The sequence below is a fragment of the Moritella yayanosii genome (assembly GCF_900465055.1).
GTDB lineage: Bacteria > Pseudomonadota > Gammaproteobacteria > Enterobacterales > Moritellaceae > Moritella > Moritella yayanosii.
Map to the genome: position 1 here is coordinate 4,410,474 of NZ_LS483250.1, position 23,178 is coordinate 4,433,651.

The window sequence follows — 23,178 nt, forward strand, 5'->3', positions numbered from 1 at the left end:
TGTTATGCAAGATTTGCGACTTGTTCTCATCATCCTAGGGTTTATTGCAATAGCTGCTTTAATTGCCCATGGACTTTGGTCAAATAAAAAGAATCAAGTAAAACCATTTAAAGATAAACCCTTGGGTAGAGTTGATCTCCAGGTTAAAGACAAGCAGGGCTTTGACCTTGATGGCATCGGTGAAAGACGTGTTGTGACTAAGACAGTAGAACCGCCCATGAACGTAAAAATAACTGAGCCAGCACCTGTTTCGGTTGAAAAAATTGAGCCGCAGTTTTCTGCTATAAATAGTGGTGCTATAAAGAGTACTGCCATTCAAGCCGAACCCGTTGCAGCACAAAGCGTGACAGTAGTAACGGACTCTTTTTCTGCCACAGATGTCGAGCCTCCAGTTATAGTAGCAGGTGCTGATGATACTGTTCAAGACGATTTAAGCTATGATGTCGTTAGTGCTCAAGCGGCCACTGCGGTGGACGTTGAACTCGAGTCTATACCACATAGCGAGACGGTTGTTGAGTGTGACGATGAAGCCGTATTTGTGATCAATATTATGGCGCGTGAAGGCAGCCATATTGCGGGGGCCGAATTGTTACAAGAATTGTCTGCATTTGGTTTCAAATATGGGGCCATGGATATTTTTCACCGCCATGTTGATGCTGCGGGTAAAGGTGCCGTTATCTTTAGTCTTGCGAATATGGTTAAACCCGGTGTATTTGATCTTGATACTATGGAGCAGTTTCAATCTCCAGGTGTCTCATTATTCATGATGTTCCCATGCGCTGGCCAAGCATCACACAATTATAGCTTGATGTTAAGTGCGGCAGAGCGCATTGCAGAAGGTGTTGATGGTTTATTAATGGATGCATCACGCAACCCATTAACAGAAGACGCTATCAAGCAAGAACAGGCGGTCATTCGCCAATTAGAAAGTAAAGCATTAGCCAAAAAATCTTACTAGGTTATTACTGTAACTGGGACTGGGTAAATAAGTCTCCATAAAACACAGTATCCAGAAAAATGCCTCACTTCGGTGGGGCTTTTTTTGATCTTCGGAATTTTTTATCTTTGGAAGTAAAGATGACAGAACAAGTAAAACAGATTCAAACCTTAACACTGCAACTTGAAGAGTATAATCACCAATATTACGTGTTAGATAACCCGACCGTACCGGATGCGGAATATGACCGTTTGTTACGTGAACTAAAACAGCTCGAAACCGAATATCCTGAACTTGCATTAGCCACATCACCAACCCAAAAAGTGGGTGGTGAAGCGTTAACTGGATTTAGCCAGATTCAGCACGAAATGCCGATGTTATCATTGGATAATGTGTTCTCTGCAGAAGAGCTATTGGCATTTGAAAAGCGTCTACAAGATCGCTTATTGACTAAAACTGAGATCAAGTTTAGCTGTGAGCCAAAGCTAGATGGTCTTGCCGTGAGCATTCTGTATGAAAAAGGCATTTTTGTCCGCGCCGCAACCCGTGGTGATGGTCAGATAGGCGAAGATATTTCTGAAAATGTAAAAACTATTAAATCAATTCCACTACGTTTACGTGGCGATGATTTCCCTGAGCGCTTAGAAGTACGTGGTGAAGTGTTCATGCCGAAAGCGGGTTTTGAGCGATTAAATGTGAATGCTAAAAAGAAAGGTGAGAAGACTTTTGTTAACCCGCGTAATGCCGCTGCAGGTAGTTTACGTCAGCTTGATCCTAAGATTGCGGCAAGCCGCCCGTTAGCGTTTAATGCCTATTCATTAGGTGTCGTGGAAGGTGAGGTTGAAGGTAAGGGGTTATCTAATTCTCACGCAGAAAATTTACAGAAATTGAAGTTATGGGGTATCCCTGTTTGTGCGGATGTCACTGTTGCTATGGGTTACCAAGGTTGCTTAGACTTCTATCAACAGATTGGTGAACGTCGTGATTCATTGTCGTATGACATTGATGGTGTAGTGTATAAAGTGGATGATTTAACCCTACAGAAAACCCTGGGTTTTGTTGCGCGTGCACCACGTTGGGCAACGTCACATAAGTTTCCTGCCCAAGAAGAGATCACCACATTACTCGATGTTGAATTCCAAGTTGGTCGTACCGGCGCGATTACGCCCGTCGCCCGTTTAGAACCAGTGTTTGTTGGTGGTGTGACAGTGAGTAATGCCACGCTACATAATTCAGATGAAATTGCCCGTTTAGGCATTAAAATTAAAGATCAAGTGATCATTCGTCGTGCCGGTGACGTGATCCCGCAGGTCGCTCGCGTGATGTTAGAGCGCCGTCCGGATGATGCCCAAGATATCGTATTCCCGGCTACGTGCCCAGTATGTAACTCTGAAGTAGAGCGTATCGAAGGTGAAGCAACAGTGCGTTGTACCGCGGGTTTGTATTGTGGTGCACAGCGTAAAGAAGCAATTAAACATTTTGCATCGCGTAAAGCGCTAAACGTTGATGGTTTGGGTGACAAGCTTGTTGAGCAATTGGTTGATGCGGATTTAATTAAAACCCCAGCTGACCTATTTAGCGTAACGTTTGGTAAGTTAACGCTGCTCGATCGTATGGGTCCAAAGAAAGCCACCAACTTACTTGAAGCTTTAAAAGCAGCGAAGCATACTACGCTAGCCAAGTTCTTATATTCACTGGGTATCCGTGAAGTAGGCGAGGCGACAGCAGCGAACTTAGCCAATGACTTGTTAACCTTAGATGCAATTAAACAAGCCTCTGTAGAGCGTTTAATTCTGATTTCAGATGTCGGTGATATTGTGGCTAAGCACATTTACTACTTCTTCCGTGAAGCGCATAACCTTGACGTGATTGACCAGCTAATTGAAGCGGGCATGAGCTGGGACGATGTTGCCGTTAAAGAAGCCAGCCAACAGCCGTTGTTAGGCACTATTTATGTTATCACCGGCACGTTAGTGAATATTTCTCGTGCCGATGCGAAAACACGGTTACAAGATTTAGGCGCAAAAGTGGCGGGCAGTGTGTCGAAGAAAACCACGGCGTTAGTGGCGGGTCCTGCTGCAGGCTCTAAGCTCACTAAAGCGCAAGAGTTAGGTATCGATATTCTGACCGAAGATGATTTACTGGCGCTCTTGGTTGCACATAGCTAGTTAATAGCATCGCATCGCGAGTTAATTTTAGTTCGCGTATTGTTAGTTTTATCTTTAGTGGTAAAATGCGCAGCATCATGTGCTTAACCTGTAGTGGTTACGCGAATCAAATAAAATGTAAAAGGTATTGTGAGACTTATGATGGTTAAGACTCGTTTTGCACCTAGCCCAACTGGCTACTTGCACGTAGGCGGCGCACGTACAGCGCTTTATTCTTGGTTACATGCAAAAAGCCAAGGTGGTAAATTTGTATTACGTATCGAAGATACTGATGTAGAACGCTCTACTCAAGAAGCGGTTGACGCGATCTTAGAAGGCATGAAATGGGCTGGTCTAGATTGGGATGAAGGTCCTTACTTCCAAACGCAACGTTTCGATCGTTACAACGAATTAGTTGTTCAACTACTTTCTGAAGACAAAGCATACAAATGTTACTGTTCACGTGCGCGTCTTGACGAATTACGTGAAAAGCAAATGGCAGCTAAAGAAAACCCTCGTTACGATGGTAAATGTAGCCATGGTGACATAGAAGACACAGGTGCCGATTACGTTGTACGTTTCCGTAATCCGAAAGAAGGTACTGTTATCGTTGATGACAAGATCCGCGGTAAAGTTGAATTTGCCAACAAAGAACTTGATGACCTGATCATCCGTCGTACTGACGGTTCACCAACATACAACTTCTGTGTTGTGGTTGATGACTGGGATATGGGCATTACTCATGTTGTTCGTGGCGAAGATCACCTCAACAATACGCCTCGTCAAATTAACATCTTAAAAGCACTTGGCGCACCAATCCCTGTGTACGCACACGTTGCAATGATTTTAGGTGATGACGGCGCTAAACTGTCTAAACGTCATGGCGCTGTTGGCGTTATGCAATACCGTGATGACGGTTACCTGCCTGAAGCACTACTAAACTACTTAGTACGTCTAGGTTGGTCACATGGCGATCAAGAGATCTTCAGCGTAGACGAGATGATCAAACTATTTAGCTTAGATGATGTCAACAAAGCGGCTTCAGCGTTTAATACTGAAAAGCTACAATGGGTAAACCAGCATTACATGAAAACGTTAGCACCTGAATATGTTGCAACTCATCTTGAGTGGCACATGAAGGATCAAGGCATTGATACAACTAATGGCCCAGCGCTAGCTGAGATTGTTAAAGTACTTGCTGAACGTGCTAAGACACTGAAAGATCTTGCTGCTGCTAGCCGTTATTTCTTTGAAGATTATGCTGAATTTGATGCAACTGCGGCGAAGAAACACCTACGTCCAGTAGCAAAAGAAGCACTGCTTAAAGTGCAAGAAAAACTGGCTGCGATTGCAGATTGGAGCGATGCTGAAGTATTACACGCTGCAATTAACGAGACTGCTGCTGAACTTGAAGTTGGTATGGGTAAAGTCGGTATGCCATTACGTGTTGCTATTACTGGTGCCGGTCAATCACCGTCATTAGATATCACGTTAAAGCTTATCGGCAAAGAACGTAGCCTTGCTGGTATCGACAAAGCGTTAGCATTCATTACTGCACGTGAAAACGCCTAAGGGTGTGTAAATAATATACTTCCCGTCGTTTAATGTTGATTTTTAGGTTATAGATATTGACAGTTAACCGACAGATGCATATTATCCACCGCAGTAGCAAGCAAACACTACTGCGGAAATGGGGCCATAGCTCAGTTGGGAGAGCGCGACACTGGCAGTGTCGAGGTCATCGGTTCGATCCCGTTTGGCTCCACCATTTCCGCTTCAACTATATTCAATTCTAAACGACTGTTATTTCTGTTTTACTCCTACAACGTAATAATTATCTATTCTTTATTTTTAAGTGTTATTCGACTCTGTGATCCTATCGCAATAATTATTCGTGTTATTGAAGATCACTCTCTGATCTCTTCCCCAATTTCGTTACTAATATCATTAGTGTTTACACCTTGTTAAGGTTATATTCATCTGTCACGTTGTAGACTATTAGCACCCTAATGAGTAACTATGAAACTAATTTTAAACGAAAATAGCCAGATGCGTAATTTGGTGATGGTAGCCGCGGTGATTATTATTCTCGGTGGTATCAAAATAGCCACGCCGATTATCATTCCATTTTTGCTTGCTGTGTTTATTGCGATTATTTGCAACCCATTGGTCAATGTGATCACTCGTTGCCGTATCCCACGCGCAATCGCGATTTTTGTTGTGCTGATTATCGCTATCACGATTGGCTTGTCGATCACCAGTGTGATTGGCTCGAGTGTGCAGCAGCTCACTAGTAATATTGGTGATTATCAAAGCCAAATTAGAGGCCACTACGGTGACTTAGTGGTATTCTTAAGTAAATACAACATCAACATATCATCAGACACCTTACTGGAATATTTCAACCCAGGTACAGCTGTTACTATGGTTTCTAGCATGATAAGTAGTTTGTCTGGGGTGATGGCCAACATTTTCCTGATCTTATTAACTGTGGTTTTTATGTTGTTTGAAGGTGATGTATTACCGAAGAAACTGCATTTAATGTTTAAAGACCCTGATTTCAAGTTAGCACAGTTAGACAAGTTCTTAGATTCGGTGAACAAATACGTGGCGATCAAAACCTTAGTCAGTATCGCGACGGGTATCACGGTTGGTTTAATGCTGTTTATAATGGATGTGGATTTTTATCTGCTGTGGGGTTTAATCGCATTCCTACTCAACTACGTACCTAATATCGGTTCTTTAATTGCCGCGGTACCGGCGGTGATCTTAACGACGTTACAGCTAGGTTTACCAGAAGCTGGCGCAGTAGCGGCGGGTTATGTGACGATTAACTTGATTATGGGTAATGTGATAGAGCCACGTTTCATGGGCAAAGGGCTGGGTTTATCAACTTTAATTGTGTTCTTATCATTAATCTTCTGGGGCTGGTTGCTTGGCCTTGTTGGTATGCTACTCGCTGTACCGCTAACCATGATTGTTAAAATTGGCTTAGAAACCATTAATGATCAGAACTGGATGTCGATACTGATCAGTAGTGATGTTGACGTGAAAAAAAGCAGTGATGTTGAGGTGAAAAATAACCAAGAGGCTTGATCGCAATTTAGTGCTAATCGAGTATAATGCGGTGAATTGAATAAAGGGATGTACAGTGTGCATCCCTTTTTGTTTTGTAAGATTAATTAAGGTGAATAAGATTGTGACTGTTCCTATGTCCGAGGTTGATGTGAAAATGCCGCTTGAATTTGTTGATTTTTCTGCTGTTGCAGAAGATGCTTGTCGCTTGTTCCATGGTCGTGGCCATACGTATGCTGGTTTCGAGCACATGAACATCGACTGGTTGCCACCAGTTGCACTTATTACGCTATACAAAGAAGAAGAACACGATTACTTATTGTTGTTAGCAGAATCGCTTCAAGCACAACTTGGCGAGCAATGTAAAACCGTACTGGTGCAATTCCGTTGTCGTGAACGTGCGCCAACAGCATTGTTCCTTGGCGAAGAATGTCACCGTACCGAGATCACTGAAAATGGCATGATCTTTAATCTTGAATTTGGTCGTACGCAAAACACGGGTCTGTTCCTGGATATGGCCAATGGCCGTCAGTGGGTAAAAGACCACGCAGAGAATGCCAATGTATTAAACTTATTCTCTTACACTTGTGCCTTTTCTGTTGCTGCTTTAGCGGGTGGCGCAGACAAAGTGTTGAATGTTGATCTTAGCCGCACATCATTAACCGTAGGCCGAGATAATCATCACAGTAATAGCCAGGATCTTAAGCGTGTTAAATTTGAAAGTATTGATATCTTTAAATCATATGGCCGTTTACGTAAGCACGGTCCTTATGATCTGTTGATCTCGGATCCACCGTCATTCCAAAAAGGCAGTGTTGATATTAAACGTGACTACAGCAAGATCATTAAACGGATCCCACAGCTAGTGAAGCCGGGCGGTAAAGTGATGTTATGCTTGAATGCACCAGAGCTCGGTGAACAGTTCTTATTTGATAATGTGGCTGAGCATTGCCCTGATTGTGTGTTCCAAGAACAACTCGCACCGCCAGCCGTATTCAAAGAAGCAGAAGCGGGTAAAGGTCTTAAAGTATTAATCTTTACTTACTTGCCTAACGCAGGTTAATCGCTGTTATTCGAATGTTTCGCTGATTTCAGCGTCAAAAAATAGGTATATTTCTTTTTAATATATCTTATATTAAGTTGTTCTATTTTGGTTGTTTTTGTTCAGTTTTAGTCACTGTGTTGTATTTCGAGAGCGTGACTCCTTTCTTATTTCACTTATTTGCTTTCATATGAAGAGCGCATTATTAAAATGTTGATAAATAATTACAAAATGGATTTATTGACGAGGATCAATTTTTTACCGAGATCAACAAATATTGCGGACTGAAAATGCTGTGTTAGGATTAATACATGAGCTGAGCAAAGGGTTGTTCGGAGAAGTGTGATAAACGGGTTATCGATTATCGACATATTTTAACGGTGTACTGTTAAGTACTATTAAGGTGATTATGATGGACTATAATGAAAACGATTTATCGTATTATCAACTTCAAGACGAATTACAACAAGAATTGGAAGCGGAATTACGCAAACAACTTGAAGATGAGTCAGGCGTAAACTAACCAGCTTAGACTGAATAGTTGACGATATATACTGATGATAGAAGAAGCCTCGTTTGAGGCTTTTTTTATGCCTGTTTTACACATAACGTCACTTCAATATAGCTACTACATTTGAGCTATTTGTATAGCATACTTGATACCCACACCTCGCTTCCGGTTTAATCATGGCGTTATACACAGGGTGACGATGTTTGTGTATATAATGTCGTGAAATTCATCCCCCTGTGTATAACTTTAAGTATAAAAACCAGATTGTGGACTAAATTAGCCATATATTGGCATTGTTTACCAATAATGGGTCTTTATTTTAGGTTATCCACAGAATCTGTGGATAACCATGTGTGTTAACTGGGTGTGATACTGTAAGGTGTTGTATTTTAATATATTTATCTTCATATTTTTAAATTAATTGAAAAATCAAGAAAAAATTAGAAATTAAATACAACTAAAGACTGATGGTTTTAGTTGTATTTGTTATATAAAAAGAGCGCGCTAAGACGACTTATTCACCGCCGCCGTCTATAGGTTAAAGTTGCAGGATAGGGCGTTAGGCATGCTGTATTGCGTTTTAGATTTTAGGCAATAAAAAAGGCACCCTAAGGATAATGCCGATCAGTTAAGCTTAAATATCTTGCTTTTTTAGTAAATGAGATCAAAATCCGGTGATCAGAACTCACCGGATTTTTTATGCAACTTTCCACAGCTCTTTCTTTAGTTAACTCAAATAATGTCACTGAGTTTCAGAATTTAACCGACATTCTCTCTCCCGAAATAATTGATGCTGGACTAAAAGAAAACGGTGTTGCTACTATTCGAAAGCGTAAACTACCAATGGAAAATATGGTATGGGCAGTTATTGGCATGGCGCTATTTCGAAAATTCCCTATGCGCCAGCTACTTAACCAATTAGATATTATTTTACCTAGTGGTATGCCGTATGTAGCTTCTAGTGCCGTCACGCAAGCACGAAAAAAACTAGGAAGTAAAGTCATTGAATCTGTCTTTCAGCAAACCCAAAAACAATGGAATCAATCTGCTAACCACGGAAACTGGTGTGGATTAAATTTATTAGGTGTCGACGGTGTTGTATGGCGAACGCCAGATACTGATGAAAACAGTAAAGGGTTCGCTAGAACGGGCTCTCAACATGGTAAAGCAAGTTACCCTCAAGTTCGCATGGTATGTCAGATGGAACTAACGAGCCATTTATTAACAAACAGTGTTTTTGATAGCGTTGAAGTTAACGAGATGAATCTTGCCTTAGGATTAATTGATAATACCCCTGATCACAGCCTGACATTATTCGACAGAGGCTTTTATTCATTAGGTTTGTTGCATCGTTGGCAAACAACGGGTGAGATGCGTCACTGGTTAATTCCGCTTAAAAAGAACACTCAATATGAAGTGATTAGAAGTTTTGGACGACAAGATAAACTCATCAAACTAACAACTACACCTCAATCACGCAAAAAGTTCCCTGAACTACCAAAGACAATGGAAGCTCGTCTATTAACAAGAAAAATCAAAGGGAAAGATGTCCAGATCCTGACATCGATGACAGACCCAATGCGTTTTCCGCCAGCTGATATAATCGATTTATATGCACATCGTTGGGAAATTGAACTTGGATTCAGAGAAATGAAACAATCGTTATTAGACAACCGATTTACTTTACGAAGTAATCAGCCAGAACTCATTAGGCAAGAGTTATGGGGCATATTACTTGCGTATAATTTAATACGCTATCAGATGGTGCTAATGGCAACATCACTCGATGACATCCACCCAAATCAATTAAGTTTTCATGGTGCTTCGATGCACATCATTCATGAGCTAACTCAATTATCATTTTGTACTCCAGGGAATATACCTAAGTACACAATGAATATTACTCAGGCTGCCAAGCAATTTATTTTACCAAATCGGCGAGAGAGGAAATATCCAAGGTTGTTGAAATGCTCAAAGGATAGGTATCCCGTGAAAAAAAGAAATGCCGTTCACCTTAAGTGAACGGCATTAACCCTAAGGAGGCTTGTACACATCCGCTACTATAGGCTTTCCGCGCTATTACAGGGTTTAGCTTTGCAGTGTCGAGCAGTAAATAGCACCAAAACATACTAATTGGGTCATAATGTGGACACTGGGTTGAATTTCATTGCTTCATTTAGATAGTCAGGTGCGAGGTGGGCGTAAGTCATCGTTTGCGTTATTGTTGAGTGACCCAGGATCTTCTGTAGCGTTAAAATATTGCCGCCATTCATCATAAAATGGCTAGCAAAAGTATGACGTAAAACATGCGCAGCCTGACCTTTTGGCAAGCCAAACTCTTGTTCCTTCAGTACACTGTAAAATACAGAATAAGATCCTTTGAATAACCGGCTACTTTTCCCGTGATGGATTTCACTCATTAATTCACTGGTAATTGGTACCGTTCTATTCTTACCATTTTTGGTATCACTGAACGTCACTCTACCGTGGACAATATCACTGCCTCTCAGTTCTGCAGCTTTGATCAATGCGGTAAACACACTGCTTAACCGAGTTTGGTTACGATTAATTGTGGTCTCTTTTTTACCTTCTGCCATTTTGAGTGCGCGATATTGAGTAAAGCATTGTCGCGTTACCTGGTCTGCCCTCGGGTGTCCTAAGTCGGAATCAATCGCGACTAGGTGTTTAAGCTCTTTTTCACCGGTCTTAAGTTGCTGCCCATGATAATGGTACCAAAGCTGTATTAACTCAAGCAGGGGGCGTTTATCAGCAGATTTTTCAACCCAACCTTTTTGATTTTGAGTTGATAACAGCCAGCGCTCATACTTTTGCGCTTCACCTTTGGTCGTAAACTTCTTCCTGTAGCGTTTACCGTTTCGACCTTGCGGGCGACAATCGACTTCATAGCCGTTGGTGATGGATTTAATAGACATGATCCGCCCCTAAAGTTACTGGTGTTATATACAGTATTAAAGCTATATCATAGGGCTTAAGTTGGAGGTGTTCAATGTTTGTTTATGTACGCTAGATACAAGTTACATTTTCGACTGGTTTAACATAAATAATAAAATTTACTATTAATAGTAGTATTAAGTAGCAGTAAGTTAGTTTTTTTATGGACTGTTTTCAATAAAAGGTCTATATTTACACTCACTGGTGAAGGGAGGGAATATATGAATAATCTTAAAGCTAAAAGCACTGTAGAGAAAAGAAACCAAAGTGCAGTAGGTTTCAGAGTCGCACTAAATATCTTAGAGCGTTGGGGATGTAAAAATGATCAAATTATGTCAATTATGCAGCTTGAACGAGGTAAGTTTTTTAATGCGAAAAAAGAACCTACGAGTGTAAAACTTAGTGCTGATCAGTTAGATCGAATCAGTTATGTACTTAATATACATTCAGCATTAAGAATTGTGTTCTCTAACCCTGAGAATGTATATGGCTTTGTAAGTAAGAAAAACCATAACCCATTTTTCAATGGTAAAACGCCGCTTGAGTTAATGAGTACTGGGAAGTTTGGAATACTACATGACGTGTACCGTAATATAGATACTATGCGTGGTGGGCAATGGTAGAAAGCAGTGTGGTTCAACTAACTAAACAAAAAAGCCACCGCTTAATTAATTCTAAGTTTCCACCGATTAGTTTATTTGATGATGTGGCTGATGCTGAAGAATTTGAATTTTTATATGACTTGCAAGCCAGAACAAATCCACGATTACTGAATGAGATTGGCGATATAAATCTTGTTTCTAAAGAGGAAATTCCTTTTGGTATTGTAGGATGTTCTTATGCGACAGCTTCATTTACGCATGTTAACCCAAATGGTAGTCGCTTCAGCGATGGTTCATTTGGCGCATTATACATGGCCGATAAAATTGAAACTGCAATAGCAGAAACAAGACATCATCAATCAATAGTCTTCAGTAACATTGAAGGACTAGCTTACGATACGATTACGATGCGGGGCTTATCCTGTATTTTTAGTGGTGAACTGATTGATATAACCCATGAATATGATGAGAATCTGTATCATCTAACGGATTATTCCAGTGCACAAAATCTTGGTGCACAATTAAAAAAACAGGGTTCTGAAGGGCTTCAATACAAATCAGTAAGAAAAGAAGGTGCGGTTTGCTGGGTGCTATTAACCCCTAAGAAGGTCATCAAAATTGAACAAACTTCACATTATGAATTCATTTGGGATGGCGAGAAAATAGCTAAAGTTGAAAAAATTGCTAAAGTAATCTGATGCTGTAAAGTTAAATATAACCTCCAAACGGAGGCTTTTTTATATCTAAAATTCAATTCACACCTTTTCTTCCCAAATAACACTCTAATTCTCATCAACAATCTCTTTGGTGATATTTTTTGAACCGTATACTTTCACATCTGGGAAAGCATCTTTAATCGCACGTGAACCACCAAAGTGATCGGCATGTGAATGTGAGTAAATCATCGCTACAATCGGTAAGTTACCCGCTTTTGGTACATTTTCTTGGAAGAATTTAAGTGATTGTGCGGCTGATTTTTTGGTTAATAACACATCGTAAACAATCCAACCGCTATCACTGCGAATGAATGAGATTGAAGAAAGGTCGGTACCACGCACTTGGTAAATTTTACCCGGTACGACTTCATATAAGCCCGTTGCTGCTTGGTTTAATACCGCTTGGCGCCATAATGATGGATTTACTGAATCGGGGGCGTTATCTGCATTTGCTACATCAGCATCAATAAAGTTAAAGCTATTACGAATAATATCGCCAGTTGCTTGGTCAAATTCAGCAATCAAACCACGGTTATTATTTTCAAAAGCGCGCACATCTTTAAAGTTTAGTGTCTTTGCAAATTCATTGTTGTATTGGATCGTTGCTTTGGTTGCGTCTTTACCACCATGCTCACCAATCGTGCTTAGGTGAGCATGGTCATGGCCATGGTCGGCAGCGATTACACTTAAAGAGAGAGAAGAGATCACGATAGCTAATGTAGTTTTTTTCATAATATCACCCGTTAATAAATTACTTTATAAAGATATAAATTTTTATAAAGCGTAGCAGATAACTGATTGTTAGCAGCTTTGCTTCGATGGGGTAATAATAAATATTGTCGGTAAATAAAAGAACGGGGCAGGCGTTATGCTTACTATAAGCTGTGCTTATACAAAATAGAGAGTAGCTGTGATTATACTAAATAAATGGCAGTCGATTGGTGTCATGGTAAAAGGCGGCTCAATGACTTTTAACCCTAAGCTATCTGCAATATGACAAAGGCCCTCAGGGATGGCAGCAATATAATCTGAATTTTGTACTGCCAGCATCATGTTGGCTGGGCTAGAGACTTGCACTCTGATATCACGCGCTTTTAATGTTGTTTTGGCAAAGTACTCCACGGCACGCATATTATTACGCACCAGTTTCATTGCCACATGACCGAGTTGTAAATAATGCTCCATGGTGATGCTATCTGTAACTGTAGGGTGATTTTTGCAACACACCAGTTTAAGATGTTCTTTGCGCACCAGTTCAAAACAGAAACTGTTATCTTGCTGAGTGACGTTATCAATTGCGAGATCAATTTTACGCATACGTAAATCGTTAAATGTATCTTCCTCACTATCACTTGATTCTATTAATTGGATATCGTGAATACCACTGAGTTTGAGTAAAATGTTCTCGGGAGCGTAAACGATAAAGTGCTCTTTGTTGCCCAGTGCATTGTCAACAATTTCTAATACGGTAGATACCCGTGAGTAGAAATTTTGTGCATTTAGGAGTAGGGCTTAATTAGGTTCATATCAAAATCATGCATAACAATTGCCTCTGCGGTTTAATGAACTAAGAAAAAAAGCAGCATACTCAATACCGCTGTGAGCAAAGTGTTGCGGGTTATCAGGATCAATAGCACCGCAAACACAGCGCCGATCAAATAGCTGTTATCAAAATTAAGGTGCAAGGTCTTGTCTTGAATAAAGACAATCGGCGCTAAAATTGCAGTGAGTACTGCAGGTGCTGAATAGCTTAAAAACTTCACCATACCGGGATTAAGACGCAATGGCAGTTTTGGTTCAATGAATATGTAGCGGCTAATAAAGATAATGACTGTCATTAATATAATGGTTAGCCAGATCATAGGCCTTCTCCCGGTCTTGTTAATATTATTTTATTTGGATGGGTCTCATTAGTTAATTTAGCGGTAAGCATGCCAGCACTCATGCCTGATAATGCCGCGATAAGTAATCCGCCCGGGATCTCAAACAGTTCACACACGACGGCCATGACTAACGATACCGATACGCTAACGAGTATGGATGGGGTTTTAATAGCTGGCACAACCAAAGCAATAAAGGTCGCAGCGATAGCGAAGTCTAAACCGAGTTCATCTAAATTGGGGATCTGTTGACCAGCAAAAATACCAACCGCAGATGCAATATTCCAAATGAGATAAAAACTAAAGCCACCGCCAAATGCAAACCAGCGATCAAACTTGTGTTGTTTGGTGTCGCTGCATATAGCGAATAATTCATCGGTGAGTAAGAAACCCAGTGTTAACCGCCAACGTAAAGGCAGGGGACTCATTTGCTGACGCATAGCCATGCCATATAAAAAATGGCGAGAGGTAATGAGTAGGGTAGTTAAGAGAATACTGGTTAACCCAACGCCTGATTTGATCATCCCCACTGCAACCAGTTGCGCCGCACCAGCAAACACAATCGCTGACATTGCTTGGCTTTGAAGCATATCTAAACCGGCTTCAATGGCATAAGAGCCCGCCAAAATACCCCAAGGGATCACCGCAATACTTAACGGCATTGCGGCGATCATACCTCGCCATAATGACTTTCTGATCGAGGCGGGCGATTGTGGCTGTGACATGTTTTTATTCCTTGTCATATATGTTGTTTTTATAGTGGTTAAGCATATTAACGGAGTTAGCGCATGAGTAAGAGATATGGTGGATACATTTGGTTGTGGATCGCGTGAGTGGATAAATATATACGTTAAACCAACTGGTATGGTAATTATATTGGTTTTATATGCTGGTGATTAGCCTATTGTCATCATTTATCGACCTTGTGAAATCATGAGCTTAGTTTGTTTAATCTAAAAATAGGACTAATATTTAATTATACTTTTCACTTTAACTGCTTATAACGTCCAACTTTAATTATTCATACATAATAGAGAATAACGATGAAATTGAAAATACTGGCGTTAATCGCCGTGATTGGTTTAGCGGGTTGTAATGATGAAGAGCTAAACAAATTTGTTCGACAAGCCGACAGCCCTGTTTATAGTGGTGATCGTAGTGACTTACTCGCTTATGGACAACAACTATGGAATGACCCTAGCCTTGGTAATAGTGGTTTAGCGTGTGCTACTTGTCATGCTGGTGGCACGGCATTTAATGATAGTTTTAAACAACCATATCCGCACTTGGTAGCAATGGCGGAAGATATGTCGGGCTTAACCTCTATAGATGCCGAGCAGATGGTGCAATTTTGTATGTTGCAACCGATGCAAGCTGACATGTTTGCCTGGGATTCAAAAGAACTGGCAGCACTCACTTTGTATGTCGAAAAAGTAGTGCAAGTCGAATTCATCAACCAGCATTAATCTAAAGCTAATAAAAAACCCAGCAAGCCGAGTTTTTTATTAGCAAAATAAAACGCGATTAATGAGTACTGCGTTCCTCTTAACTTTTAACTCTAGTGCTGAACTTTGTGCTCGCCACTGCCAAAGTGCCAATCATAGTGGAAGCTTTGACTTGCATCTTGATCTTTACGACGGTAAGTATGGCCACCAAAGTAGTCACGCATTGCTTGAATAAGGCTTGCTGATGAATCTGCTTCACGGTAGCAATCGTAGTAGCTCATTGCAGCGCTAATAGAAGGCATTGGCATACCTAGCATAATTGCTTTCGCTAATACTTCACGCCATGCCATTTGGTTTTCAGCTAATGTATTAGTGAAACGGTCCGCTAACATGAGGTTTAATAACTCAGGTTCTGCTTGGTAAGCTTTTGCGATATCATCTAAGAAGTGAGCGCGGATCACACAACCGGCACGCCATATTTTAGCAATTGAAACGTAATCAAGCGTCCAGTTATGTTCTTTTTGTGCCGCAGACATCAATTCAAAACCTTGTGCGTAGCTACATACTTTTGAACAATATAGCGCGTCAGCCAGTTTTTCTAACCATACGTTGCGGTCTTCGAGCGTTATTGTGGGACCAGCAAGTTTAGTCGCGCCAACCTGACGAATAGATTTTTGTGTGCTTAGGCAACGGGCAAATACAGATTCTGCAATGGCGTTTGCAGGTACGCCAAGCTCTAGGGCTTCACGTGCAGTCCAGTTACCAGTGCCTTTTTGGCCTGCTTGATCCATGATCACGTCAACCATAGGTTTACCGGTTGCTTCATCAACAACTTTTAGGATGTTACCTGTGATCTCGATGAGGTAGCTTTGCAGTTTACCTTTATTCCATTCACTGAATACTTCGCCAACTTCAACCGCCGACATGCCTAAGATTTGACGCATGAATTGCACAATTTCGGCAATCATTTGCATATCAGCGTATTCGATACCGTTATGTACCATTTTAACAAAGTGACCAGAACCGATTGGACCGATATATTCAGCGCAAGGTTCACCTTCTGGTAATGGCTGGTCTACGTGTGTACGTGCAATTTCAACACCTGTGATAGGATCTACTTTCGCAGCCATTGCTTGCCACATTGGTTTTAGTCTTTCCCAAGCTGCTTTGTCGCCACTAGGCATTAACGATGGACCAAAACGAGCGCCCACTTCACCGCCAGAAATAGCACAAGTGAAGAAGCTAAACTTACCTGCGTAAGTATCTGCACGGGCGATAGAGTCACGCCATTGGCTGTTACCTGTATCGACAACAATGTCGTTTACTTCTAAGCCAGCTGCTATTAAGTCATTACAGATAATATCAACAACAGGACCCGCTGGTACTGAAAGCACGATCCGACGTGGTGTTTCAAGTTGGTTAATTAGCTCTGCAAGATCGGCAACCGCAATTAATTTTGCTGCTGTTAGAGGTTGATGACGCTTAACGATGTCAGTACGACGGTTTTCGTTAATGTCAAAAGCTGCAACGGAAAATCCACGTTCAGCTAAGTTTAATGCCATGTTGGCACCCATTACGCCTAAACCTATTACTGCAATATCAATATTTTTATTCATCTGGTCCTCTGTGTCTTAGCAAGTCATGAAGGTGAGAATTGGCTAATGCCTTGTAGTTTAAGGCATGATATAGAAAGTAGAAAAAGATACAATGTTAACGCTATCGTTATTTGTCTTTTTCATCTAAATCACTATTTGTTGATAAACTAATTTTAAATCATTAAAACGAATATGGTTAATCAGCATTGTCCTATGAGATCTACCTCACACTATTCCTGGTTAATTAAATTTTGATTGGTTCTTTACTGTGCACTATATAAATGTAGCTAAAATTACTAATATCTTGCTGGATTTAAGTAATAAGTGTTTCTCGAATTGTTATCTAACTTAACCGTATCATTGATGGCCAAATAAATTAACAAATATGTTGAAAACCATATGATTATGCTATTTTGAAGTTAATTGAAAAGTTTATTTACCCCTAATTGAAGATAGGTATAATGAGGTAAGTATTTTATAATTAAGGATATTAGGCATATGAGTTCCAACAGTCGTAAGTCTGGTCGAGTGACCTTACAAGATGTTGCAAATAAAGTAGGTGTGACTAAAATCACCGTTTCTAGGGCGATCCGTACGCCGGAGAAAGTATCGGAATCATTACGCTTAACTATCCTTAAAGCAATTGATAAGATGGGCTATGTGCCTAATCGTGCTGCGAGCATGCTAAGTGCAAAGCAAAGTAAAACTATCGTATTGATTGTTCCTTCATTATCTAACGGCGTATTCGCTGACGTTGTGCGTGGCATTAATGATGTAATGTTAAGCCAAGGCTTTCAAATATTGTTAGGCCACTCGGGTTATTCCTTATTAGAAGAAGAGCGCTTAATCGAGACTTACTTACAGTTTGGTATCGATGGCATCATTATTTCTGGTACCCATCACACTGAACGCAGTAATCGTTTATTACGTAAATCAAACTTACCAGTTGTTGAGATCATGGAATGTAATGATAACGCGATCGATATGTCGGTGGGTTTAGATCATGCGCAAGCGGGTTATAAAATGACACAGCATTTAATTGGCAAAGGGTATAAAAACATCTGTTTTGCTGGTGCGAGAATGGATCTACGTGCGCAACTTCGTTTAGATGGTTGGCGCAAAGCGATTTGGGAAACAGAGCTAAGTGATGCTCGAGTGCTCACTAGTTCTTATGCCTCAACTTACCAGATGGGTGCCGATATGTTGACAGAAATATTAGGTGAATGGCCTGATACTGACTGCATATTCTTCTGTAATGACGATTTGGCTGCAGGGGCACTATTTGAGTGTCAACGTCGTAATTTAAAAGTACCGAAAGATATTGCGTTAGTAGGTTTTAACGACCTTGATATTTGCTCGGCGACAAACCCTAAATTAACCTCTGTTTGTATTCCGAGTTTTGATATTGGTGAGCAGGCAGCCAAATTATTATTGAAAAAAATTAATGGTGAGCCAATAGAAAATAAGCATTTAGATCTTGGTTTTATTATTTCTGAGCGTGCAAGTACCTAAGTCAGGCTGATAACACTGGTGTTTCATCGTGTTACCGGCAACATTGCGCAGTAACTTGGTGTTAAATTCATTGATGGTGATGATCTGCACCCGAAAGCTAATGTTTTGAAAATGGTGGCCGCGCAACCGTTAAATGATGCAGACCGAAAACCGTGGTTAGAGCGTATTCGCGATCCGTGACGGTAACAAAGTCATTAGTGTTACGTTTTAATCAAAAAATGACGTTACCGCCTAGAGTTTAGCCGTTTACAAGTTGTCGCGTTAGCATTACTTATCATGTTCCCTCAGTTGGCATTATGGTGGCAATAATTTATTCTTGAATAGCTGATATAACTGACGTTTTGTTAAATTAGCTATCTGAAAGCCCATTGTTAGTAATAACGATGGGCTTTTTTTGTGTGAAATTTGAACAGTTAAAATTTCACACTTAAATTGGCACTAAAGTGGCGTTGATAAATAATCATTAATTACAATTGGTTAGCGGTAAATTTAAGTTGTATTTTCAGGGTTTTAATGAGGGTTTCGAACTAGGCAGTTTAGTAATTTAAAAAACCAAATTATACAATAGTCTATAACTTCTTTAATATGTATAATAAAAGAGCATTTAGAACTAATACTCCATTTAAAATGTGTATTTAACGTTAACAGCTCTGCTGTTTATGTTGATTTATGTATTAAGTTAGATGGTTGAATTAGTTAATTATTATATCGGTAAAATGATGATTCCTGTATGTGTGGTCATAGTGTAAACCGATAATTATGCAGGTATTTACCTGTTCCTTAGAATAAGATAGTCAAAAGGACTTGCTCATGATCACATTTGTCATTCCCCAACAAGCACAAGTTATATCTGTTAACGGTAAAGCGGAGCATATACTTGAGCAGGATAGTCAATCCTTGGAGAGTGGTTATGAAATTGCGGCGGGTGGCAAAATTGAAGTCACGTCTGGTGCTCAGGTTATATTGAAATATGCCGATGGCTCACAAGTGATTATCGATGAACATTTTAAAGCAAATGATGATGCTGACACGCCTGATGTAGCAATGGATGTGTTAGATGAAATTACCGAATCTAGTGATAAAACACTCGACCAGCCGCAAGTTAGTGACGATGTTTTAGCTGAAATTCGTGCCATTCAAGATTTAATCCTATCTGATGAAGAGTTTATTGATCCTGTTAGTACTGCTGCCGGTAGTGCTAGTGATGGCGGTCGTTCGTCTGCGGTAACTGTTGATCGTATCGGTGATGAAACTCTGGCGCATGCTGAATTCGAGACTGAGACATTTACCCAGGATGGGCAAAGTAAAATATTTGTTGATACAAGTATGACGGATGCAAGCGCTTCCCAAACTGTTAATGTGCCAGTTGCGGCCGATGCGACAACAGCGACCGGTGAAAACACCGTGCTTGAGGGCGACGTGCCAGCCGCGACGGATGTTGACGGTACGGTTGAAAGTTACCAGTTAGCGACGGATGTCAGCGAAGGCAGTTTGGTCTTTAATGCTGATGGCAGCTATACGTTTACCCCTGGCAACGATTTTGATGATTTAGCTGTGAATGATAGTCGCGATGTGACCTTTACGTACACGGCGACCGATAACGACAGTGGTGTGAGCGACGCGAAAACGATCACGATCACCGTGACCGGCAGCAATGATGTGCCTGTGGCAACGGCGACAACTGAAAGCACGGGTGAAAACACCGTGCTTAAGGGCAACGCGCCGGCCGCGACGGATGTTGACGGTACGGTTGAAAGTTACCAGTTAGCGACGGATGTCAGCGAAGGCAGCTTGGTCTTTAATGCTGATGGCAGCTACACGTTTACCCCTGGCAACGATTTTGATGATTTAGCTGTGAATGATAGCCGCGACGTGACCTTTACGTACACGGCGACCGATAACGACAGTGGCGTGAGCGACGCGAAAACGATCACTATCACTGTGACTGGCAGCAATGATACACCCGTGTTCGACACCAAGACCGGCTCAACCCAAGTTGAAAATGTAGCGCAAGCGGGCAACATGGTAGCGACCTTTATTGCGAGTGACCTGGACGGTGATAATGTCACCTACAGCATCAGCAGCGGCAACGACAATAACTACTTCGAGATCAAAGATGACCGCAGTGGCGTGGTGACCTTAACGGCGGCGGGCGAAACAGCGCTGGCCAACGACGCATTAGTTGATGCGACTTACACGTTAGGCGTAACGGCGAATGACGGCACGACTAACTCAACCGAGGCGACCGCGGATATCAAGTTTGACGGCATCAACGATGCCCCCGTGATTGATACCAATACCGGCTCAACCCAAGTTGAAAATGTGGCGCAAGCAGGCAACACGGTAGCGACCTTTATTGCGAGCGATCTGGACGGTGATAATGTCACCTACAGCATCAGCAGCGGCAACGACAATAACTACTTCGAGATCAAAGATGACCGCAGTGGCGTAGTGACCTTAACAGCCGCGGGTGAAACTGCACTGGCCAACGACGCATTAGTTGATGCGACTTACACGTTAGGTGTGACGGCGAATGATGGCACGGTTAACTCAACCGAGGCGACCGCGGATATCAAGTTTGACGGCATCAACGATGCCCCCGTGATTGATACCAATACCGGCTCAACCCAAGTTGAAAATGTGGCGCAAGCAGGCAACACGGTAGCGACCTTTATTGCGAGCGATCTGGACGGTGATAATGTCACCTACAGCATCAGCAGCGGCAACGACAATAACTACTTCGAGATCAAAGATGACCGCAGTGGCGTAGTGACCTTAACAGCCGCGGGTGAAACTGCACTGGCCAACGACGCATTAGTTGATGCGACTTACACGTTAGGTGTGACGGCGAATGATGGCACGGTTAACTCAACCGAGGCGACCGCGGATATCAAGTTTGACGGCATCAACGATGCCCCCGTGATTGATACCAATACCGGCTCAACCCAAGTTGAAAATGTGGCGCAAGCAGGCAACACGGTAGCGACCTTTATTGCGAGCGATCTGGACGGTGATAATGTCACCTACAGCATCAGCAGCGGCAACGACAATAACTACTTCGAGATCAAAGATGACCGCAGTGGCGTAGTGACCTTAACAGCCGCGGGTGAAACTGCACTGGCCAACGACGCATTAGTTGATGCGACTTACACGTTAGGTGTGACGGCGAATGATGGCACGGTTAACTCAACCGAGGCGACCGCGGATATCAAGTTTGACGGCATCAACGATGCCCCCGTGATTGATACCAATACCGGCTCAACCCAAGTTGAAAATGTGGCGCAAGCAGGCAACACGGTAGCGACCTTTATTGCGAGCGATCTGGACGGTGATAATGTCACCTACAGCATCAGCAGCGGCAACGACAATAACTACTTCGAGATCAAAGATGACCGCAGTGGCGTAGTGACCTTAACAGCCGCGGGTGAAACTGCACTGGCCAACGACGCATTAGTTGATGCGACTTACACGTTAGGTGTGACGGCGAATGATGGCACGGTTAACTCAACCGAGGCGACCGCGGATATCAAGTTTGACGGCATCAACGATGCCCCCGTGATTGATACCAATACCGGCTCAACCCAAGTTGAAAATGTGGCGCAAGCAGGCAACACGGTAGCGACCTTTATTGCGAGCGATCTGGACGGTGATAATGTCACCTACAGCATCAGCAGCGGCAACGACAATAACTACTTCGAGATCAAAGATGACCGCAGTGGCGTAGTGACCTTAACAGCCGCGGGTGAAACTGCACTGGCCAACGACGCATTAGTTGATGCGACTTACACGTTAGGTGTGACGGCGAATGATGGCACGGTTAACTCAACCGAGGCGACCGCGGATATCAAGTTTGACGGCATCAACGATGCCCCCGTGATTGATACCAATACCGGCTCAACCCAAGTTGAAAATGTGGCGCAAGCAGGCAACACGGTAGCGACCTTTATTGCGAGCGATCTGGACGGTGATAATGTCACCTACAGCATCAGCAGCGGCAACGACAATAACTACTTCGAGATCAAAGATGACCGCAGTGGCGTAGTGACCTTAACAGCCGCGGGTGAAACTGCACTGGCCAACGACGCATTAGTTGATGCGACTTACACGTTAGGTGTGACGGCGAATGATGGCACGGTTAACTCAACCGAGGCGACCGCGGATATCAAGTTTGACGGCATCAACGATGCCCCCGTGATTGATACCAATACCGGCTCAACCCAAGTTGAAAATGTGGCGCAAGCAGGCAACACGGTAGCGACCTTTATTGCGAGCGATCTGGACGGTGATAATGTCACCTACAGCATCAGCAGCGGCAACGACAATAACTACTTCGAGATCAAAGATGACCGCAGTGGCGTAGTGACCTTAACAGCCGCGGGTGAAACTGCACTGGCCAACGACGCATTAGTTGATGCGACTTACACGTTAGGTGTGACGGCGAATGATGGCACGGTTAACTCAACCGAGGCGACCGCGGATATCAAGTTTGACGGCATCAACGATGCCCCCGTGATTGATACCAATACCGGCTCAACCCAAGTTGAAAATGTGGCGCAAGCAGGCAACACGGTAGCGACCTTTATTGCGAGCGATCTGGACGGTGATAATGTCACCTACAGCATCAGCAGCGGCAACGACAATAACTACTTCGAGATCAAAGATGACCGCAGTGGCGTAGTGACCTTAACAGCCGCGGGTGAAACTGCACTGGCCAACGACGCATTAGTTGATGCGACTTACACGTTAGGTGTGACGGCGAATGAT

General features: G+C 42.2%; 16 protein-coding genes, 1 tRNA gene and 2 pseudogenes. 13 read left to right on the forward strand and 6 right to left on the reverse strand.

What is annotated here, in order from left to right:
* The first annotated feature begins 4 nt into the window (after positions 1-4).
* The 7 genes from zipA to MORIYA_RS20615 all read left to right on the forward strand — a co-directional run bounded on the left by zipA (position 5) and on the right by MORIYA_RS20615 (position 9,734).
* Complete coding sequence (zipA, locus tag MORIYA_RS20585) at positions 5-958, forward strand: cell division protein ZipA (protein WP_112718300.1); 954 nt, start codon at positions 5-7, stop codon at positions 956-958.
* 119 nt (positions 959-1,077) lie between these two features.
* On the forward strand, positions 1,078-3,105 hold the full coding sequence (gene ligA, locus MORIYA_RS20590; protein ID WP_112718302.1) for an NAD-dependent DNA ligase LigA: 2,028 nt from the start codon (positions 1,078-1,080) through the stop codon (positions 3,103-3,105).
* A gap of 138 nt (positions 3,106-3,243) precedes the next feature.
* Positions 3,244-4,656, forward strand: coding sequence for a glutamate--tRNA ligase (gene gltX / locus MORIYA_RS20595; protein ID WP_112718304.1), 1,413 nt, complete (start codon positions 3,244-3,246; stop codon positions 4,654-4,656).
* A 120-nt stretch (positions 4,657-4,776) separates the two neighbouring features.
* Positions 4,777-4,852: transfer RNA gene (locus tag MORIYA_RS20600), tRNA-Ala, on the forward strand.
* Between the two features lie 251 nt (positions 4,853-5,103).
* Positions 5,104-6,180, forward strand: coding sequence for an AI-2E family transporter (locus MORIYA_RS20605; protein WP_112718306.1), 1,077 nt, complete (start codon positions 5,104-5,106; stop codon positions 6,178-6,180).
* A 103-nt stretch (positions 6,181-6,283) separates the two neighbouring features.
* On the forward strand, positions 6,284-7,222 hold the full coding sequence (locus MORIYA_RS20610; RefSeq protein ID WP_112718308.1) for a class I SAM-dependent methyltransferase: 939 nt from the start codon (positions 6,284-6,286) through the stop codon (positions 7,220-7,222).
* 1,189 nt (positions 7,223-8,411) lie between these two features.
* Positions 8,412-9,734 (forward strand): IS4 family transposase, encoded by a 1,323-nt coding sequence (locus MORIYA_RS20615; protein ID WP_112714029.1) that lies wholly within the window; start codon positions 8,412-8,414, stop codon positions 9,732-9,734.
* A 116-nt stretch (positions 9,735-9,850) separates the two neighbouring features.
* Here MORIYA_RS20615 and MORIYA_RS20620 read toward each other — a convergent pair whose 3' ends face one another.
* Complete coding sequence (locus MORIYA_RS20620; RefSeq protein WP_112718310.1) at positions 9,851-10,645, reverse strand: phage integrase; 795 nt, start codon at positions 10,643-10,645, stop codon at positions 9,851-9,853.
* Positions 10,646-10,885: 240 nt separating this feature from the next.
* On the opposite strand from MORIYA_RS20620, the gene MORIYA_RS20625 reads away from it, so the two are divergent.
* On the forward strand, positions 10,886-11,287 hold the full coding sequence (locus tag MORIYA_RS20625; protein ID WP_112718312.1) for an MbcA/ParS/Xre antitoxin family protein: 402 nt from the start codon (positions 10,886-10,888) through the stop codon (positions 11,285-11,287).
* Positions 11,281-11,964 (forward strand): RES family NAD+ phosphorylase, encoded by a 684-nt coding sequence (locus MORIYA_RS20630; RefSeq protein ID WP_112718314.1) that lies wholly within the window; start codon positions 11,281-11,283, stop codon positions 11,962-11,964. Before MORIYA_RS20625 ends, MORIYA_RS20630 begins: the two co-directional genes overlap by 7 nt.
* A gap of 87 nt (positions 11,965-12,051) precedes the next feature.
* On the opposite strand, the pseudogene MORIYA_RS20635 reads toward MORIYA_RS20630, so the two are convergent.
* From MORIYA_RS20635 to MORIYA_RS20650, 4 genes and pseudogenes are all read right to left on the reverse strand, one after another.
* A pseudogene (locus MORIYA_RS20635) lies at positions 12,052-12,714 on the reverse strand (MBL fold metallo-hydrolase); the annotation flags it as partial.
* Between the two features lie 156 nt (positions 12,715-12,870).
* Positions 12,871-13,299, reverse strand: coding sequence for a type 2 periplasmic-binding domain-containing protein (locus MORIYA_RS20640; protein ID WP_232011703.1), 429 nt, complete (start codon positions 13,297-13,299; stop codon positions 12,871-12,873).
* Between the two features lie 242 nt (positions 13,300-13,541).
* Positions 13,542-13,844: an AzlD domain-containing protein gene (locus tag MORIYA_RS20645; RefSeq protein ID WP_112718316.1), complete on the reverse strand. Its 303-nt coding sequence runs from the start codon at positions 13,842-13,844 to the stop codon at positions 13,542-13,544.
* Positions 13,841-14,587 carry an AzlC family ABC transporter permease gene (locus MORIYA_RS20650; RefSeq protein WP_112718318.1) on the reverse strand — a complete coding sequence of 249 codons (747 nt, stop codon included), beginning with the start codon at positions 14,585-14,587 and terminating at the stop codon, positions 13,841-13,843. The genes MORIYA_RS20645 and MORIYA_RS20650 overlap by 4 nt, the downstream gene beginning before the upstream one ends.
* Positions 14,588-14,905: 318 nt before the next feature.
* Here MORIYA_RS20650 and MORIYA_RS20655 point away from each other — a divergent pair, with 318 nt between their 5' ends.
* The gene (locus MORIYA_RS20655; RefSeq protein WP_232011704.1) at positions 14,906-15,328 is read left to right on the forward strand and encodes a cytochrome-c peroxidase; all 423 of its coding nucleotides are present in this window, start codon (positions 14,906-14,908) and stop codon (positions 15,326-15,328) included.
* A 92-nt stretch (positions 15,329-15,420) separates the two neighbouring features.
* Here the strand turns inward: MORIYA_RS20655 and gndA are convergent, their stop codons facing one another.
* Positions 15,421-16,923 carry an NADP-dependent phosphogluconate dehydrogenase gene (gndA, locus tag MORIYA_RS20660; protein WP_112718322.1) on the reverse strand — a complete coding sequence of 501 codons (1,503 nt, stop codon included), beginning with the start codon at positions 16,921-16,923 and terminating at the stop codon, positions 15,421-15,423.
* Positions 16,924-17,400: 477 nt separating this feature from the next.
* Here gndA and MORIYA_RS20665 point away from each other — a divergent pair, with 477 nt between their 5' ends.
* From MORIYA_RS20665 to MORIYA_RS20670, 3 genes and pseudogenes are all read left to right on the forward strand, one after another.
* Entirely contained in the window at positions 17,401-18,414 is a 1,014-nt protein-coding gene (locus tag MORIYA_RS20665) for a LacI family DNA-binding transcriptional regulator (protein WP_112718324.1), read from the forward strand.
* Positions 18,415-18,468: 54 nt separating this feature from the next.
* Positions 18,469-18,588: pseudogene (gene idnK / locus MORIYA_RS21875) on the forward strand (gluconate kinase); the annotation flags it as partial.
* Between the two features lie 636 nt (positions 18,589-19,224).
* On the forward strand, positions 19,225-23,178 hold a 3,954-nt coding region (locus MORIYA_RS20670), incomplete at its 3' end, for a cadherin repeat domain-containing protein (protein ID WP_162629300.1).

Bases quoted from the DNA above. Each gene is read 5' to 3' on its own strand.
- ligA (WP_112718302.1), top strand. From the start codon at position 1,078: ATGACAGAACAAGTAAAACAGATTCAAACCTTAACACTGCAACTTGAA.
- MORIYA_RS20665 (WP_112718324.1), top strand. From the start codon at position 17,401: ATGAGTTCCAACAGTCGTAAGTCTGGTCGAGTGACCTTACAAGATGTT.
- zipA (WP_112718300.1), top strand. From the start codon at position 5: ATGCAAGATTTGCGACTTGTTCTCATCATCCTAGGGTTTATTGCAATA.
- MORIYA_RS20640 (WP_232011703.1), bottom strand. From the start codon at position 13,299: ATGCGTAAAATTGATCTCGCAATTGATAACGTCACTCAGCAAGATAAC.
- MORIYA_RS20605 (WP_112718306.1), top strand. From the start codon at position 5,104: ATGAAACTAATTTTAAACGAAAATAGCCAGATGCGTAATTTGGTGATG.
- MORIYA_RS20630 (WP_112718314.1), top strand. From the start codon at position 11,281: ATGGTAGAAAGCAGTGTGGTTCAACTAACTAAACAAAAAAGCCACCGC.
- MORIYA_RS20615 (WP_112714029.1), top strand. From the start codon at position 8,412: ATGCAACTTTCCACAGCTCTTTCTTTAGTTAACTCAAATAATGTCACT.
- gltX (WP_112718304.1), top strand. From the start codon at position 3,244: ATGATGGTTAAGACTCGTTTTGCACCTAGCCCAACTGGCTACTTGCAC.
- MORIYA_RS20625 (WP_112718312.1), top strand. From the start codon at position 10,886: ATGAATAATCTTAAAGCTAAAAGCACTGTAGAGAAAAGAAACCAAAGT.
- gndA (WP_112718322.1), bottom strand. From the start codon at position 16,923: ATGAATAAAAATATTGATATTGCAGTAATAGGTTTAGGCGTAATGGGT.
- MORIYA_RS20650 (WP_112718318.1), bottom strand. From the start codon at position 14,587: ATGTCACAGCCACAATCGCCCGCCTCGATCAGAAAGTCATTATGGCGA.
- MORIYA_RS20655 (WP_232011704.1), top strand. From the start codon at position 14,906: ATGAAATTGAAAATACTGGCGTTAATCGCCGTGATTGGTTTAGCGGGT.
- MORIYA_RS20620 (WP_112718310.1), bottom strand. From the start codon at position 10,645: ATGTCTATTAAATCCATCACCAACGGCTATGAAGTCGATTGTCGCCCG.
- MORIYA_RS20645 (WP_112718316.1), bottom strand. From the start codon at position 13,844: ATGATCTGGCTAACCATTATATTAATGACAGTCATTATCTTTATTAGC.